This is a genomic window from Streptomyces sp. NPDC053048 (assembly GCF_044547045.1).
Lineage (GTDB): Bacteria > Actinomycetota > Actinomycetes > Streptomycetales > Streptomycetaceae > Streptomyces.
In genome coordinates, this window is record NZ_JBITZS010000003.1 from 413,513 (window position 1) to 429,201 (window position 15,689).

At 73.6% G+C, this 15,689-nt stretch carries 17 protein-coding genes; 10 read left to right on the forward strand and 7 right to left on the reverse strand.

All coding sequences use genetic code 11. From position 1 onward, the window contains the following. Positions 1-68 precede the first annotated feature (68 nt). Positions 69-1,412 carry a nucleobase:cation symporter-2 family protein gene (locus tag ACIG36_RS10025; protein WP_399924945.1) on the forward strand — a complete coding sequence of 448 codons (1,344 nt, stop codon included), beginning with the start codon at positions 69-71 and terminating at the stop codon, positions 1,410-1,412. 66 nt (positions 1,413-1,478) lie between these two features. Continuing rightward, positions 1,479-3,023 carry a YfcC family protein gene (locus tag ACIG36_RS10030; RefSeq protein WP_399924948.1) on the forward strand — a complete coding sequence of 515 codons (1,545 nt, stop codon included), beginning with the start codon at positions 1,479-1,481 and terminating at the stop codon, positions 3,021-3,023. Positions 3,024-3,053: 30 nt separating this feature from the next. Here the strand turns inward: ACIG36_RS10030 and aceB are convergent, their stop codons facing one another. Beyond that, a complete protein-coding gene (gene aceB / locus ACIG36_RS10035; RefSeq protein ID WP_399924951.1) occupies positions 3,054-4,655 on the reverse strand; it encodes a malate synthase A in 1,602 nt (533 codons plus the stop codon). Positions 4,656-4,762: 107 nt separating this feature from the next. Then, positions 4,763-5,413 carry an NTP transferase domain-containing protein gene (locus ACIG36_RS10040; RefSeq protein WP_399924954.1) on the reverse strand — a complete coding sequence of 217 codons (651 nt, stop codon included), beginning with the start codon at positions 5,411-5,413 and terminating at the stop codon, positions 4,763-4,765. A gap of 157 nt (positions 5,414-5,570) precedes the next feature. Between ACIG36_RS10040 and ACIG36_RS10045 the strand changes: the two genes are divergently transcribed. Beyond that, complete coding sequence (locus ACIG36_RS10045; protein ID WP_399924957.1) at positions 5,571-5,984, forward strand: DUF5955 family protein; 414 nt, start codon at positions 5,571-5,573, stop codon at positions 5,982-5,984. A 40-nt stretch (positions 5,985-6,024) separates the two neighbouring features. Here the strand turns inward: ACIG36_RS10045 and ACIG36_RS10050 are convergent, their stop codons facing one another. After that, on the reverse strand, positions 6,025-6,813 hold the full coding sequence (locus ACIG36_RS10050) for an IclR family transcriptional regulator (RefSeq protein ID WP_399924960.1): 789 nt from the start codon (positions 6,811-6,813) through the stop codon (positions 6,025-6,027). 198 nt (positions 6,814-7,011) lie between these two features. Between ACIG36_RS10050 and allB the strand changes: the two genes are divergently transcribed. Both allB and alc read left to right on the forward strand, forming a co-directional pair. After that, positions 7,012-8,337 (forward strand): allantoinase AllB, encoded by a 1,326-nt coding sequence (gene allB, locus ACIG36_RS10055; protein ID WP_399924963.1) that lies wholly within the window; start codon positions 7,012-7,014, stop codon positions 8,335-8,337. Continuing rightward, entirely contained in the window at positions 8,334-9,530 is a 1,197-nt protein-coding gene (gene alc, locus ACIG36_RS10060; RefSeq protein ID WP_399924965.1) for an allantoicase, read from the forward strand. The genes allB and alc overlap by 4 nt, the downstream gene beginning before the upstream one ends. On the opposite strand, the gene ACIG36_RS10065 is transcribed toward alc, so the two are convergent. From ACIG36_RS10065 to ACIG36_RS10080, 4 genes are read right to left on the reverse strand one after another with little or no spacing between them, the layout of a single operon-like run. Continuing rightward, on the reverse strand, positions 9,511-10,059 hold the full coding sequence (locus ACIG36_RS10065) for a GNAT family N-acetyltransferase (RefSeq protein WP_399924967.1): 549 nt from the start codon (positions 10,057-10,059) through the stop codon (positions 9,511-9,513). The genes alc and ACIG36_RS10065 overlap by 20 nt on opposite strands. A gap of 4 nt (positions 10,060-10,063) precedes the next feature. Then, a complete protein-coding gene (locus ACIG36_RS10070; protein ID WP_399924970.1) occupies positions 10,064-10,732 on the reverse strand; it encodes a transcriptional regulator in 669 nt (222 codons plus the stop codon). A 59-nt stretch (positions 10,733-10,791) separates the two neighbouring features. Next, entirely contained in the window at positions 10,792-10,950 is a 159-nt protein-coding gene (locus tag ACIG36_RS10075) for a DUF6126 family protein (protein WP_399924973.1), read from the reverse strand. Then, on the reverse strand, positions 10,947-11,591 hold the full coding sequence (locus ACIG36_RS10080) for a helix-turn-helix domain-containing protein (RefSeq protein ID WP_399924976.1): 645 nt from the start codon (positions 11,589-11,591) through the stop codon (positions 10,947-10,949). The genes ACIG36_RS10075 and ACIG36_RS10080 overlap by 4 nt, the downstream gene beginning before the upstream one ends. Positions 11,592-11,730: 139 nt before the next feature. On the opposite strand from ACIG36_RS10080, the gene ACIG36_RS10085 reads away from it, so the two are divergent. The 5 genes from ACIG36_RS10085 to ACIG36_RS10105 all read left to right on the forward strand — a co-directional run bounded on the left by ACIG36_RS10085 (position 11,731) and on the right by ACIG36_RS10105 (position 15,594). Then, a complete protein-coding gene (locus ACIG36_RS10085) occupies positions 11,731-12,156 on the forward strand; it encodes a ribonuclease domain-containing protein (protein ID WP_399924979.1) in 426 nt (141 codons plus the stop codon). 128 nt (positions 12,157-12,284) lie between these two features. Then, positions 12,285-12,857: a TetR/AcrR family transcriptional regulator gene (locus ACIG36_RS10090; RefSeq protein WP_399924982.1), complete on the forward strand. Its 573-nt coding sequence runs from the start codon at positions 12,285-12,287 to the stop codon at positions 12,855-12,857. Positions 12,858-12,877: 20 nt separating this feature from the next. Next, entirely contained in the window at positions 12,878-13,474 is a 597-nt protein-coding gene (locus tag ACIG36_RS10095; RefSeq protein WP_399924985.1) for a DUF4865 family protein, read from the forward strand. Between the two features lie 123 nt (positions 13,475-13,597). Further along, positions 13,598-14,233: a bifunctional 4-hydroxy-2-oxoglutarate aldolase/2-dehydro-3-deoxy-phosphogluconate aldolase gene (locus ACIG36_RS10100; RefSeq protein WP_399924988.1), complete on the forward strand. Its 636-nt coding sequence runs from the start codon at positions 13,598-13,600 to the stop codon at positions 14,231-14,233. Between the two features lie 197 nt (positions 14,234-14,430). Next, positions 14,431-15,594, forward strand: a complete 1,164-nt coding sequence (locus tag ACIG36_RS10105) for a cytochrome P450 (protein ID WP_399924991.1) — start codon at positions 14,431-14,433, stop codon at positions 15,592-15,594. The last annotated feature ends 95 nt before the right edge of the window (positions 15,595-15,689 follow it).

The window sequence follows — 15,689 nt, forward strand, 5'->3', positions numbered from 1 at the left end:
GGCGCGCCCCGGTCCTTCTCCCGCCTCGCCCCGACGCGCGGCGGCCCCCACCGACAGGAGGAACCGCAGTGGCAGTCCACCCCGTGGACCGGCTGCCCGGCCCCGGCAAGCTGCTCGCGAGCGGCCTGCAGCACGTGGCGGCCAGCTACGCCGGAGTGGTCGCACCGCCCCTCGTCGTCGGCGCCCACGTCGGGCTCTCCCCGGTGGAGCTGACCTTCCTGGTGGGGGCGAGCCTGTTCACGGCGGGCATCGCGACGCTGCTGCAGACGGTCGGCTTCTGGAAGGTGGGGGCCAGGCTGCCGTTCGTCAACGGCGTCTCCTTCGCGGGCGTCGCGCCGATGCTCGCCATCGCCGACGCCCAGTCCGACCGGCGCGACGCCCTGCCCGTCATCTACGGCGCCGTGGTGGTGGCCGGCGTGCTGGGCTTCCTCCTGGCCCCCTGGTTCTGCCGGCTCGTCCGCTTCTTCCCGCCCGTGGTCACCGGCACCGTCATCACCCTGATCGGCATCACCCTGCTGCCCGTCGCCTTCGGCTGGATCCAGGGCGGGCACCCCGAACGGCCCGCCTCGCCGACCGGTCTCGGCCTGGCGGGCGTGACCCTGGTGACCGTGCTGGTCCTGCGGCGGCTGCTCAAGGGGTTCCTCCAGCAGATCGCCATCCTGCTCGGGCTGGTCGTGGGCACCCTCGTGGCGATCCCCGCGGGGGCCGTCGACACCACCGTCACCCGCCACGCGGCCCTCGCCGGCTTCCCCGGGCCCTTCCACTTCGGCCACCCGCAGTTCGAGCTGCCGGCCATCGTCTCGATGTGCGTGCTGATGCTGGTGTGCATGACGGAAAGCACCGCCGACATGCTCGCGCTCGGCGAGATCACCGGCCGCCGGGCCGACGAGAAGGTCATCGCCGCCGGGCTGCGCGCCGACACCCTGGGCACCGCGGTGAGCCCTTTCTTCAACGGCTTCGCCAACAGCGCCTTCGCGCAGAACATCGGCCTGGTGGCCATCACCGGGGTGCGCAGCAGGTTCACCGTCGCCGCCTGCGGGCTGATCTTCGTCCTGCTCGGGCTGAGCCCGGTCTGCGCCTCGCTGATCGCCCTCGTGCCGCAGCCGGTGCTGGGCGGCGCGGGCATCGTGCTGTTCGGCACGGTCGCCGCCGCCGGGATCAATGTGCTGATCGGGGCGGGGCTCGACCGCGGCGAGAACCTGCTGATAGCCGCCACCTCGCTCGGCGTCGGCATGATCCCGGTGGTCTCCCGGAGCTTCTACGACGACGCGGGCGTCCCCGAGACCCTGAAGGTCGTCCTCGACTCGGGCGTCAGCGCCGGCTGTCTGACGGCGGTCGTGCTCAACCTGGCCTTCCACCACCTGGGTGCCGCACGGTCCGCACCGCCCGCGCGGTCTGCGCGTGGCGACTAGGGGCAAGAGCCGCATTACTGAACAATCTCCACCAAAACGCCCGACAGTGTGGAGAGGGGTGCCGCTGTGGACCAGCAAGCCGGGGCGGAGCCCCCCGAGCCCACCGAGCGGCCGGACGGCGAGCACCCGGAGCGGCGCCGCTTCGTCTTCCCCAGCGCGCTCACCGTCCTCGCGGCCGTCACCCTGATCGTCTGGGCGCTCGCCTTCGTCATCCCCTCCGGCGCCTACGACCGCGGCCCCGACGGCGACCCGGTCCAGGGCACCTACCACCGCGAGGCCGCCCCCGGCGACTTCGGTCACCGGCTCGGCCAGCTCTTCCTCGCACCGGTCAACGGCCTGTACGGGGTGCGCGACGCGGCATCGGGCGAGGTCACCCCGGACGGCGTCGGCGCGCTCTACGGCAGCGCCGCCGTCTTCCTGTTCGTCCTGGCCATCGGCGCGTTCATCACCGTCGTCTTCGCCACCGGCGCCCTGGACCGGGGCATCGAACGGCTCGCCCACCGGCTGCGCGAGCGCGGCGCCCTGCTCATCGCCGGCATCATGACCGTCTTCTCGCTGCTGGGCACCGTGGAGGGCTTCGCCGAGGAGACGCTGGGCTTCTACGGGCTGCTGGTGCCCCTGATGCTGGCACTGGGCTACGACCGCATGGTCGCCACCGGCACCATCATCCTCGGCGCCGGCGTCGGCGTACTGGCCTCCACCGTCAACCCGTTCGCCACCGGAGTGGCCTCCTCGGCGGCGGGCGTCTCCCTCGGCGACGGCATCGCCCTGCGCTTCGCCATGTGGCTGGTGCTGACGGGCGTCACCATCGGCTACGTCGTGCGGTACGCGCACCGGGTGCGCGCCGACCCCGCCCGCTCGCTGGTGGGGTTCCGCGAGGGCGACCGGGAGCTCGCCGAACAGGCCCTGGAGCCACCGGAGCTGACGGGGCTGCACAAGGCCGTGCTGGTGCTGGTCGCCCTGGTCTTCGCGTTCATGATCTTCTCGGTGATCCCCTGGTCGAGCGCGCTCACCGGCCGCGCCGACGCCGAGCCCTACGCCTGGGAGCCGGGCTGGTCCTTCGCCCAGCTGGCGGCCCTGTTCATCGGCGCCGCCCTGCTGGTGGGGCTGGTCGCCCGGCTGGGGGAGCAGCGGCTGAGCGCCGCCGTCGTGCGGGGCGCGGCCGACTTCATCGCCCCCGCCCTGGTCATCGTCCTCGCCCGAGGCGTCACCGTGATCATGACGAACGCCAAGGTGCTCGACACGGTCCTGCACGCCGTCGAGGACGTGGTCACCGGCACCCCGCCGGTGGTGTTCGCGATCCTGGTGTACATCGTGAACCTGCCGCTGGCGTTCCTGATCCCCTCCACCTCGGGCCACGCCACCCTGGCGATGCCGATCCTCGCGCCGCTCGCGGAGTTCGCGGGCGTATCGCGCGCGGTGGTGGTCACCGCCTGGCAGTCGGCGAGCGGCTGGATGAACCTGTGGGTGCCGACCACCGCCGTGGTGGTGGGCGGGGTCTCGCTGGCGAAGGTGGGGTACGACCGGTATCTGCGGTTCGTCTGGCCGTTGCTGGCCATTCTGGCCGTGCTGATCTGCGGATTCGTCGCGCTCGGTGCGGCCGTCGGTTGACGACGGCCGCACCGGCCGCCGGGGCCGTTCCTACTCGAGCAGCTCGTACGCCGGCAGCGTGAGGAAGTCCGCGTAGTCCGGGTCCAGCGCCACCTTCAGCAGCAGGTCGTGGGCCTGCTGCCAGGCGCCCTCGGGTGTGCGGGCCGCGGCCAGCTCCTCGGCGGCCACGGTGCGCACCAGCGCGGGGGTGACCTTCTCGCCGGTGTCGAGGACGACGCCCGCGTCGACCCACTGCCAGATCTGGGAGCGGGAGATCTCGGCGGTGGCCGCGTCCTCCATCAGGTTGAAGATGGCCACCGCGCCCACGCCCCGTAGCCACGCCTCGATGTAGCGCAGGCCCACCTGGACGGCGTTGCGCAGCCCCTCGGAGGTCGGCTTCGCCTCCAGCGTGTCCACGGCCGTCAGCTGATCCGCCGTCACCCGCACGTCCTCGCGCAGCCGGTGCTTCTGGTGCGGCCGGTCGCCGAGGACCGCGTCGAAGCAGGCGCGGGCGACGGGCACCAGGTCGGGGTGGGCGACCCAGGAGCCGTCGAAGCCGTCGGCCGCCTCCCGGTCCTTGTCCGCCCTGACCTTCTCCAGGGCGACCTCGTTGACCCGGGGATCGCGGCGGGAGGGGATGAACGCCGCCATCCCGCCGATGGCGTGGGCACCGCGCCTGTGGCAGGTGCGGACCAGCAGCTCGGTGTACGCGCGCATGAAGGGCGCCGTCATGGTGACGGCGTTGCGGTCGGGCAGGACGAACTTCTCGCCGCCGTCACGGAAGTTCTTGATGACGGAGAAGAGGTAGTCCCAGCGGCCGGCGTTGAGCCCGGAGGCGTGCTCGCGCAGCTCGTGGAGGATCTCCTCCATCTCGTACGCGGCGGTGATCGTCTCGATGAGGACGGTGGCGCGGACCGTGCCGTGCGGGATGCCCACGTAGTCCTGGGCGAAGACGAACACGTCGTTCCACAGCCGGGCCTCGAGGTGCGACTCGGTCTTGGGGAGGTAGAAGTAGGGGCCCTTGCCGAGGTCGAGCAGGCGGCGGGCGTTGTGGAAGAAGTAGAGGCCGAAGTCGGCCAGCGCGCCGGGGACCGGGCGGCCGTCGACGGTGAGGTGGCGCTCGTCGAGGTGCCAGCCGCGCGGGCGCATCACGACGGTGGCCAGCTCCGCGTCGGGACGCAGCGCGTACCGCTTGCCCTCGGGGGTGGTGAAGTCGATGCGGCGCCGGTAGGCGTCGATGAGGTTCAGCTGGCCGCCCACGACGTTGCGCCAGGCGGGGGAGGAGGCGTCCTCGAAGTCGGCGAGCCAGACGCGGGCGCCGGAGTTGAGGGCGTTGACCGTCATCCTGCGGTCGTCGGCGGGGCCGGTGATCTCCACGCGCCGGTCCTCGAGCGCCGGCGGGGCGGGGGCCACCCGCCAGTCGGGGTCCTCGCGGACGGCGGCGGTCGCCGGGAGGAAGTCCAGCGCGCCGGTACGGGCGATCTCGGCGCGGCGCGCGGCGCGGCGGGCCAGCAGCTCGTCCCGGCGCGGGGTGAACCGGCGGTGCAGCGCGGCGAGGAAGGCCAGGGCCCCTTCGGTCAGCACCTCCTCCTGCCGGTCCACGGGCGGGGCGTCGACGACGGCCGGCGTGGACGGCGTCGCGGGTGCGGGCATGGGCGTCACTCCTTGGGAGAGGGCGGGCCTTCGGCCGGGCGGGAGCGCGGGAGAAGCCGTGCGTTTCCAACGGAGAATAGTTTTCTCATTATGGAAGTTCAATGGCGTCATTCCAGGCGCCGTTCCAGGCGTCGTTCCAGCAGCGCGAGATCGTCCGGGACGTCGATGTCGTCCGGCGCCGCGACGTCCGAGCACTCCACGAGCCGTACGGCGGCGGCATGTTGACGCAGATACGCGCGCGCCCCCCGGTCGCCGGACGCCGTCCGCGCCACCTCCGCCCAGTGCTCGCGGCCGAACAGCACCGGATGCCCCCGCACGCCGCCGTAGGCCGCCGCCGCCAGGGACGAGCCGGCCCGGTGCGCGGCGACCACCCGCGCGACGGCCGCCGCGCCGACGTACGGCTGGTCCACCAGCGTCACCACGACGGCCGGGACGCCGGGGAGCTCCGCCAGCGAGGCCAGCCCGGCCGTCAGCGACGAGGCCATCCCCCGTGCCCAGTGCGGGTTGTCCACCAGCACCACATCCGCCACCGGCGCCCCGAGCCGCGCCCGTACCTCGGCCGCCCCCGCGCCCAGCACCACATGCACCGGCCCGCAGCCTCCCTCGCGCAACACGCGCACCGCGTGCTCCACCAGCAGCTCGCCCCGGTGCTCGAGGAGCGCCTTGGGCCGGCCGCCGAGCCGTCGCCCGCCGCCCGCCGCCAGCAACAGCCCCGCTACGCACGCCTGTTTCGCACCCGTGTCCGCTGTTCGCGTCATAGCCCCTGCATAGCGCATGCCTGGCCGGATGTGCGTCGGACGCCAGTTCGTCACTCGTACGTGAACGCGCGGCCTGAATTTCGCTGTGCGTGTGGCGCGTCGCACGGAAAGTGGCGTTAACTGATCCGCGCGAACGACGCGTGGAGGGGGACAGGTCGTGGCGGAAGGCGCCGTAGTGGTGGAAGAGGAGCGAGCGGGACATTCCGGCGAAAATCCGGACCCGAGGGTCGGCGAGCTGGGCGCGGCGGTGTCCCGGCTGCGCCGGGAGCTGGCCGGGCATCCTGCCCCGTTACCCGACAGGGACGCCGCCGAGGACGAGCTGGCCGCCCTGGACGCCATGGCACGCGCCGGACAGCCCGACGTCTCCCGGCTGCGCCGCTCCCTGCTGCTGGTGGCGGGCGCCGTCGGCTCCGTCAGCGCCCTGGCCCCCGCCCTCGGTGCCGTCCGCACGGCAGTCGACAGCTTCGGCGGGCTGCCGGAGCAGGCACCGGCCCCGGCGGTGCCGGACGGGGCGGAGGTGCCCCGCCCGCGCGAGGGCGGCCGGGGTGCCGCGAACGGCGAGCGGGCGTAAGGCGGCGTACCGGCCCGTCGGACACGCCCCCCGGGGTGGCTCAGGCGGACACGGTGGTGGCGGCCAGCGACTCCGACAGCTCCGCCGCGACGAGCTGCAGCAGCGGGACGATCCTCTCCGTGGCGGCCTCCGTGACCCGGCCCGCCGGGCCGGAGATGGAGATGGCCGCCGACGTGGGGGAGTGGGGCACCGGGACCGCGAGGCAGCGGACCCCGATCTCCTGCTCGTTGTCGTCCATCGCGAAGCCCGACTCGCGCACCCGGGCGAGCTCCGCCAGGAAGCCCTCCGGCGTGGTGATCGTCTTCTCGGTCGCGGCCGGCATGCCGGTACGGCCCAGCAGCGCGCGGACCTCGTCGTCGGGGGACTGGGCGAGCAGCGCCTTGCCGACGCCCGTGGTGTGCGGCAGCACGCGCCGGCCGACCTCGGTGAACATCCGGACCGAGTGGCGCGAGGGCACCTGCGCCACGTACACGACCTCGTCGCCGTCGAGCAGCGCCATGTTCGCGGTCTCGCCGGTCTCCTCTACCAGGCGCGCGAGGTGCGGGCGGGCCCAGGTGCCCAGCAGGCGGGCGGAGCTCTCGCCGAGCCGGATCAGCCGGGGGCCGAGCGCGTACCGGCGATTGGGCTGCTGGCGTACGTAGCCGCAGGCCACCAGGGTGCGCATCAGGCGGTGGATGGTGGGCAGCGGCAGGCCGCTGCTCGCGGACAGCTCGCTGAGTCCGACCTCCCCACCGGCGTCGGCCATCCGCTCGAGCAGGTCGAAGGCGCGCTCGAGGGACTGGACGCCGCCACTGTTTGAGGCGGTTCGGGGCTCGGCGGACGAGGGCACGGCGCTCCTTCCGGGATGGGGGTGGCAGCAGCCTACCGGCCTCGGCCGACGCCACATGCACGTTTCTGTTGCGTGAAATCTATATTCCGTCGGGTGAAAAGCATTGACGGGCGACGGCCCCGGCAGAACACTGCGATCACACCCATACTTCAACAGAATGTTGAAGCGGTCGGGTTCCTGCACGGGAGAGGCCGAAGAGTGGAGCTGGTACTGCGCTCGACGCGGGTCGTGACACCGGACGGCATCCGCGCCGCCTCCGTCGCCGTCACCGGCGGCCGGATCACCGCACTCCTGCCGCACGCGGCCGCGCCCCCGCCAGGGGCCGTGCTCGAGGACCTCGGGGACGACGTCCTGCTGCCCGGCCTCGTCGACACCCACGTCCATGTGAACGACCCCGGCCGCGCCGAGTGGGAGGGCTTCGCCAGCGCCACCCTGGCCGCCGCGGCCGGCGGCGTCACCACGCTCGTCGACATGCCGCTCAACAGCGTCCCGCCCACCACCACCGTGGCGCACCTGCGCACCAAGCGGGACGTGGCGCGCCTCCGGGCGCACATCGACGTCGGCTTCTGGGGCGGGGCGCTGCCCGGCAATCTCGCCGAGCTGCGGCCGCTGCACGACGCCGGGGCGTTCGGCTTCAAGTCCTTCCTCTCGCCGTCCGGCGTCGAGGAGTTCCCCCACCTCGGCCGGGCCGACCTGGAGGCGGTGGCGGCGGAGATCGCCGGCTTCGGCGGGCTGCTGATCGTCCACGCCGAGGACCCGCACCACCTGGCCGAGCCCCCGCCCGGCGGCGAGCGCTACGCGGACTTCCTCGCCTCGCGTCCGCGCGCCGCCGAGAACGCGGCCGTCGCCGCGCTCGTGGACGTCGCGGCACGGCTGGGCACCCGTGTCCACGTCCTGCACCTGTCCTCCTCCGGCGCGCTGCCCGCCCTGGCCGCCGCCCGCGCCGCGGGCGTGCCCGTCACGGTGGAAACCTGCCCGCATTTCCTCACCCTCACCGCCGAGGAAGTGCCCGACGGGGCCACCGAGTTCAAGTGCTGCCCGCCCATCCGCGAGGCCGCCAACCGGGACGCCCTGTGGGCGGCGCTGGCCGACGGGACCATCGACTGCGTCGTCTCCGACCACTCGCCCTGCACCACCGACCTCAAGGTCCCCGACTTCGCCGCGGCCTGGGGCGGCATCTCCTCCCTCCAACTGGGCCTGCCCGCCGTCTGGACCGAGGCCCGGCGGCGCGGCCACACCCTGCACGACGTGGCCCGCTGGATGGCCACCGCGCCCGCCGCCCTCGCCGGCCTGGCCCGCAAGGGCGCCATCGAGCCGGGGCGGGACGCGGACTTCGTCGTCCTGGCCCCCGACGAGACCTTCACGGTCGACGCGGCCGCACTCCACCACCGCAACCCCGTCACCGCCTACGCCGGGCGCACCCTGCACGGCGTCGTACGGTCCACCTGGCTGCGCGGCCGCAGGATCAGCGACCACGGCATCCCCCTGACCGGGCCCACCGGCCGACTCCTGGAGCGCGCATGAGCACGAGCGGCATATCAGGCACCACTCCGTCCTCCTCGTCCACGACGGGCACCACCTCCTCCACCGCCATCACCTCGTTCACCGGTGCCGCGAACCCCTACACCGGCGGCGACCCCTACGCCGACTACCGCACCGCCGACCTCCCCTTCGCCGCCCTGCCCGACCTCGCGGACCGCCGCCTGGGCGGCGCCGTCATCGCGGCCTGCGACGAGTTCTTCGCCGAGCGCGAGAACCTCCTCCAGCCCGGCCCCGCCCGCTTCGACCCCGAACTCTTCGGTCACAAGGGCAAGATCATGGACGGCTGGGAGACCCGCCGCCGGCGCGGCGACCACGCCGCGCTCCCGCACCCCTCGGACGAGGACCACGACTGGGCGCTGATCCGGCTCGGCGTGCCCGGCGTCGTGCGGGGCGTGATCGTCGACACCGCCCACTTCCGGGGCAACCACCCGCGGGCCGTCAGCCTCGAGGCCACCCATCTGCCCGGCACGCCGTCCCCCGCCGACCTGCTCGCCGGCGACGTGCAGTGGACCGTGCTCGTACCGCGCACCCCGGTCGGCGGCCACGCCGCCAACGGCTTCCGCGTCGACGCCGGGCAGAGCTTCACCCACCTGCGGCTCAACCAGCACCCCGACGGCGGCATCGCCCGGCTGCGCGTCCACGGCGAGGCCGTGCCCGACGCCGCCTGGCTCGCGGTGCTCGGCACCTTCGACCTCGCCGCGCTGGAGAACGGCGGCCACGTCGAGGACGCCTCCGACCGCTTCTACTCCTCCCCCCTCAACACCATCCGTCCCGGCCGCCCCCGCACGATGGGTGAGGGCTGGGAGAACCGCCGGCGCCGTGACCGCGGCCACGACTGGGTGCGCTACCGCCTGACCGGGCACGCCGTCCCGCGGGCCGTCGAGATCGACACCGCCTGCTACAAGGGCAACGCGGCGGGCTGGGCCACCGTCTCCGTCCTCGACGCCACCACCGGCGCCGACCCGGCCGACCACACCACCGGCTGGACCCAACTCCTGCCGCCCACCCGGCTGCAGCCCGACACCCTGCACCGCTTCCCGCTCACCGGCGCCCCCGCCGCCACGCACGTACGCCTCGACGTCCACCCCGACGGGGGCATCGCCCGGCTCCGCGTGCACGGCTCGCTCACCGAGCGCGGCACGCGCGAACTGGCCCTCAGATCGGGCCGGCCGTAGCGGGGCCTCCACCCAGCGGGCGGCTCATGAACAGGGCCGTCTCGCCCTCCGAGGCGGTGCCGGTGTAGAGCGTGGTGTCCAGGCCGCACAGGGCGAACCCCATCCGGCGGTAGGCCCGTACCGCGGGCGCGTTCACGCTGCTGACCTCCAACCAGGCGGTACGCGCTCCCCGTTCCCGGCCGCGCGCGAGGGCCCGGTCCATCAGGCCGCCCCCGATGCCCTGCCCGCGCCGGGTGGGCGCCACCCGGACGTCGGCTATCACCAGACGGCGGTTCCACTCCTCGTACACCGAGGTGATCGCGCCGCACAGCTCTCCGTCGTCGAGGGCGACGAGCACCTCGGCGCCGTCGCCGTCCTCGTCCTCGTCGTCGGGGAACACCTTGCGCAGGGGTGGATCCACGGGCACGGTCCGCAGGGTGAAGCCGTCGTCCGAGGCGGTCACTTGGAGGACGGTGCCGGTGGTGAAGGAGTTGTCGAGTTCGTCGACGGCCGCCAGTTCACCCGGGAGCGCCGGTCGATAGATCACCATGCCGTCAGCCTACGTCGGCGAGGGTCCCCCAGAACATCGCCTCGTAGTCCTGGAGCAGCCGTCCGTACCGTCGGGCCAGGTGCTCCGAGAGCCGGCCGCTCGCCAGCCCGCTCCCCACGGCGGCCAGGGCCCGCTGCGCGCCCTCGGGGTCCGGGGCGGCGAACAGGTCGAAGAAGCCGCACGCCTCGTCGTCGAACCCGTAACGCTCGCGCAGCGCCAGGGCGACGGTGGCGCAGTACTCGCCCCACGCCGCGAAGTTGGCGGTCAGTGCGACGACGACGTCCACCGGCTCGGCGCCCAGCGCCAGTTGGGCCACACAGGCCGGATACGCCTGGCATCCGGACCGGGGCTCATGGGCGCGCACCGCTTCCTCGTCCAGTCCGCAGGCCGCCGCGAGCGGGCCGAGCCGTTCCAGGGCGGTGCTCTCGCCCTGCGCGAGGTGGTCGAAGAAGTCGGCGACGAGGGGCTGCCGGTGCGTGGCCGCCCGTTCGGCCAGGTGGAGGAAGGCGTGGCGGTCGCTGGGGATGACGTGGTGCTGCTCGAGCGCGATCGCCGCGATCGCGGCGACGGGCGCGTCGCCCGCCGCGATGCGCGGGACGAGGGGGTTGGCGCCCGCGCCGGGCAGGAGCGCGCGGACCGCGTCGTCGAGGACTTCCCGGGCTGTACGGGCCATGGACCCAGCGTATCGGCGGGTGGACGCGGGCGGCGGCCGCTCCCGCGCCCCGCCCGGCACTACTCCCGCGCCCCGCCCAGGTAGAAGAGGAGGAAGAAGAAGGCGACGATGAAGTGGACGGCGACGAGGTAGATGAAGACCCGGACCGTCATGCCCATCGGGGCCCGGTCCTCCTCCACGAAGTCCCGCGTCCCGTCGCCCGTCGCGTTGTCGCTCATGGCATGGCCCTTCCGGTCGGCGCGCCGCCCAGGCACAGCCCGGCGGCGCCGCTCTGCATCAGCGTGTGCATGAACAGCAGGTCCACTCCCTCGGGCGACGCCGCCGCGATGCGGTGCGGGGTCAGGGAGTCGAAGTGGGCGGCGTCCCCGGCGTCGAGCAGGTGGACGGCCCCGCCCAGCGTCAGCCGCAGCCGCCCGCCGGTGACGTAGAGCCATTCCTCGCCCGGGTGCACCCGCACCAGCTCCTGCTGGCTGCCCCTGCCGTGCGGCACGTGCAGCCGCAGTGCCTGCATGGCCCGCCCGGAGCCGCCGGCCCGCCAGTACGTCCAGCCGCCGGCCTCCTGCGCCTCCATACGGTCCGCCCGTACGATCGGATCGCGGCCCTCGGGCACCTCGCCCAGCAGGTCGGATACGGTCGTTCCGTACATCCGTGCCAGCGCCAGCAGCATCGGCAGCGACGGGGTGCGGCGGCCGGTCTCGAGCCGGGACAGATGGGCGGGCGACAGCCCGACCCGGGCCGCGGCGGCCTCCAGCGTCAGCCCGCTGCGTCGGCGCAGGGCACGCAACTGGGGGGCCACGACGGGCGTCTCGTCTCCCTCGCCCGCCACGGGGGCGAGCCGCGGGTCATGCGGTGGACTCATGTTCCCGGTATAGCCGCGGCCGTGCCTCAGGGGCAAAATTTTTGCCTGTCAGGCAAAGTCCCGAGTGTGATGAACGTCAGGGAAACATCAAGGGATTGGCATTGACATGACAGGTGCTACGCGCGTCATGCTTGTGTCCATGACAACCCCCCACCGCTCCGCGCGCTTCGCCGCGCTCGTCGCCCTCGCCTCGACGCTGCTCCTCGGCGCCCCCGCCGTCGCCGCTCCGCAGGCCGCCGCGCCGCACGCCGCCTCCGTGTCGGTGCCGGCCGAGAAGATCGTCGGCGACATCTGCCACTCCGACCTGCCCTCGCAGGCGCACGACACGATCCGCCTGATCGAGAGCGGTGGTCCCTTCCCGTACCCCAAGGACGGCACCGTCTTCTCCAACCGCGAGAACGTCCTGCCGAAGCAGGCGCGCGGCTACTACCACGAGTACACGGTCAAGACCCCGGGCTCCCCGGACCGCGGCGCCCGCCGCATCGTCGCCGGGCAGAAGACCCGCGAGGACTACTACACCGCGGACCACTACCGCACGTTCGACCGCGTCGACTTCTCCTGCTGACGACCGCCACAACCGCCCGCGCGCCCGGCCGGGCCCGCTGTCACGACCGACAGCGGGCCCGGCCGCCGCATGTCCGTCGCCCGTCCGCAGAAGATCGTTTGTACCTACCGGTATGTACACTGACGATCATGAGTACTCCCGAACGCCTCATCGAGAGCACGCGCGAACTGCTGTGGGAACGCGGCTACGTCGGCACCAGCCCCAAGGCCATCCAGCAGCGCGCGGGTGCCGGGCAGGGCAGCATGTACCACCACTTCACCGGCAAGCCCGGCCTCGCCCTCGCCGCCATCCGCCGCACCGCCCAGGAACTGCTGGACGCGGCCGAGGAGCGGTTCGCCGGACCCGGCACGGCCCTCGAGCGGATCTCGGCGTACCTGCTGCGCGAACGGGACGTCCTCAAGGGCTGCCCCATCGGCCGCCTCACCCAGGACCCGGACGTCATGGCCGACCCCGAGCTGCGCCGGCCCGTCGACGAGACCTTCGACCGGCTGCGCGGGCGCATCGCCGCCGTCCTGGCCGAGGGCGTCGAACGCGGCGAGTTCGGCACCGCGCTCGACCCGGCCCGCACCGCGTCCGCCGTCGTCGCCGTCCTGCAGGGCGGCTACGTCCTGGCCCGCGCCGAGGGCTCGAGCGAGCCGTTCCACCAGGCGGTCGGGGGAGTCCTGGACCTGCTCGCCGCCCACGCCACCGACCGCGCATAGGGCCCGAGGAGCGACGAACCGTGTACGCCATGCAGTACGAGATCACCCTGCCCGCCGACTACGACATGAACGTCATCCGGCACCGGGTGGCGACCCGCGGCCACGCCCTCGACGACCGTGCCGGGCTGGGCCTCAAGGCCTACGTCATCCGCGAACGCGGCGTCGACGGCTCGCCGGTCAACCAGTACGCCCCGTTCTATCTGTGGGACGGCATCGGCGCGATGAGCCACTTCCTGGTCGGCGGTGGCGGATTCCAGGGCATCATCGGCGACTTCGGACGTCCCGTCGTCCAGCACTGGACCGGCATCGCGTGCGAGCCGGGCCCCGCCCGCGGCGCCGCGCCCCGCGCGGCATCCCGGCGGCTGACACCTGTGCCGGCCGGCGCCGACCCGGCCGCCCTGGTGGCCGAGGCGCTCGGTGAACTGCGCGAGTCGGCCCGCTCGAGCCAGGTGCACACCGCCGCCCTGGCCTTCGACCCCCGGCACTGGCAGCTGCTGCGCTTCACGCTGTGGGCCGACGCCGTCCCGGCGGCCGAGGACCCGGACGCCGAACGCTACGAGGTGCTGCACCTGTCCACGCCCCACCTCGGCGACATCCCGGCCGGGCGGCACTGGTAGCGGGCCGCCGGTCCCGCATCCCGCTCGCGCCGCCCGCCCGTGCCGCCCCGCCGACGTTTCGCCGGCGGGGCGTCCGGGGAGGCACGAGACCAACGCACCCCGCGAGAAGGGCGGCGAACTGCCGTGTACCGCTGGGAGACCACCCGCACCGTCCTCGCCCAACGCGTCGTGGCCGTGGTCCGCGGCGACACCTACGACCAGGCCGCGGTCACGGCCGGCACCCTGCTCTCCGCGGGGATAACGAGCCTGGAGATATCCCTCACCACTCCCTTCGCCCTGGAGGCCGTCACCACCCTGGCCCGGGAGGTCGGCGAGGAGGCCGTCATCGGCGCGGGCGCCGTCCTCGACGGTCCCTCCGCCCGGATGGCCATCGAGGCCGGGGCCCGCTTCCTGGCCTCGCCCGCGCTGGACGCCTCCGTCATCCGCACCGCACACCGCCACGGCGTCCCGGTCTTCCCCGGCGTCGCCACCCCGACCGAGATCGTGCGCGCCCTGGAACTGGGCGCCGACGCGCTCAAGCTCTTCCCCGCCACCGGCCGCCGCCCCGACTGGGTCGCCGAGGTCCGCGCCGACCTGCCGCAGGCGGCACTGGTGCCCGGCGGCGGCATCTCCGTCGACAGCGCCCCCGACTGGATCGCCGCGGGGGCCGTCGCCTGCGCCCTGGGCCCCGAGCTCTCCGACGGCGACCGCGACTCGGTCGCCAAGCGCGCCGGTGAACTCCTCAGCCGCCTGGCGGACGCGGACCGGCCCCAGGACTGACGCGCGACAGGACCGACGCGTGGCAACTCCACTGTCCCAGGACGCCCGTTCTTCTCGTCCTCAGGACCGATACCCAAAGACCGTACGCCCCCGTATGGTGAGGGTGATCCGAGCAACTGTCCGAAGACCAGGGGGCGATAGCGGTGGAATCCTTACCGACCACAGGCGGTACCGGAGCGACGGTCGATCTCGCGGCGATGGGGCAGCAATTCAGCCGCGACCCGTACGCGGTGTACGCGAAGCTGCGCGAGCGGGGCCCGGTGCACCATGTGCGCATGCCGGAGGGCGCCGACTGCTGGCTGGTCGTCGGCTACGACGAGGTGCGCGCCACCCTCAACGACGCCCGGCTGTCGAAGCACTGGGACAACGCCTCCGACACCCTCGGCCTGCCCGCCGTGGCCGCAGGCCCGCACATGCTGGTCAGCGACCACGCGCAGCACACCCGGCTGCGCAAGCTCGTCGCCAAGCAGTTCACCCCCAAGCGCGTCGAGGCGATGGTGCCGCTGGTGCAGCGGACCACCGACGACCTGCTGGACGCCATGCTGCGGTCGCCGGACCGCCGCGCCGACCTGGTCGAGGCGCTGTCCTTCCCCCTCCCGATGAGCGTGATCTGCGAGCTGCTGGGCGTGCCCGGCCTGGACCGCGAGGCCTTCCGCCACTGGTCGAGCACCACCATCGGCTCCGCCCCGCCGGCGGAGAAGTCCAAGGCGGCCCAGGAGGTCGCCGTCTACCTCGCCGACCTGGTCGCCGCCAAGCGGCAGAGCCCCGGCGACGACCTGATGAGCGACCTGATACGCACCACCGACGAGGACGGCGACCGGCTCTCGCCCGACGAGCTCATCGGCATGGCCTGGCTGCTGCTGGTCGCCGGCCATGAGACGACCGTCAACCTCATCAGCAACGGCGTCCTCGCCCTGCTCAACCACCCCGACCAACTGGCGGCCCTGCGCGCCGACCCCGGGCTGCTGGACAACGCCGTCGAGGAGATGCTGCGCTACGACGGCCCGGTGGAGACCTCCACGTACCGCTTCACCACCGAGCCCATGGAGATCGGCGGCACCCTCGTGCCCGGCGGCGGGGAGCTGGTGCTCGTCGCGCTGGCCGACGCCGACCGCGACCCGGCCCGCTTCGACGACTCCCACCGCTTCGACATCCGCCGCGACGCCCGCGGCCACGTCGCCTTCGGCCACGGCATCCACTACTGCCTGGGCGCGCCGCTGGCCCGGCTCGAGGGCCGGATCGCCGTCCGCTCGCTGCTCGAGCGCTGCCCGGACCTGGCCCTGGACACCCACCCGGACGCGCTGACCTGGCGCGAGGGCCTGCTGATGCGGGGCCCCTACCGCCTGCCCGTCCGCTTCTGACCGGGCCGCCTCCCGCCCGGCACCCCTGGGCGGGAGGCATGTCCGGACAACCGGACCTACGGACTTCCCGTCATCAGGTCCTGCGGCTACGCTCC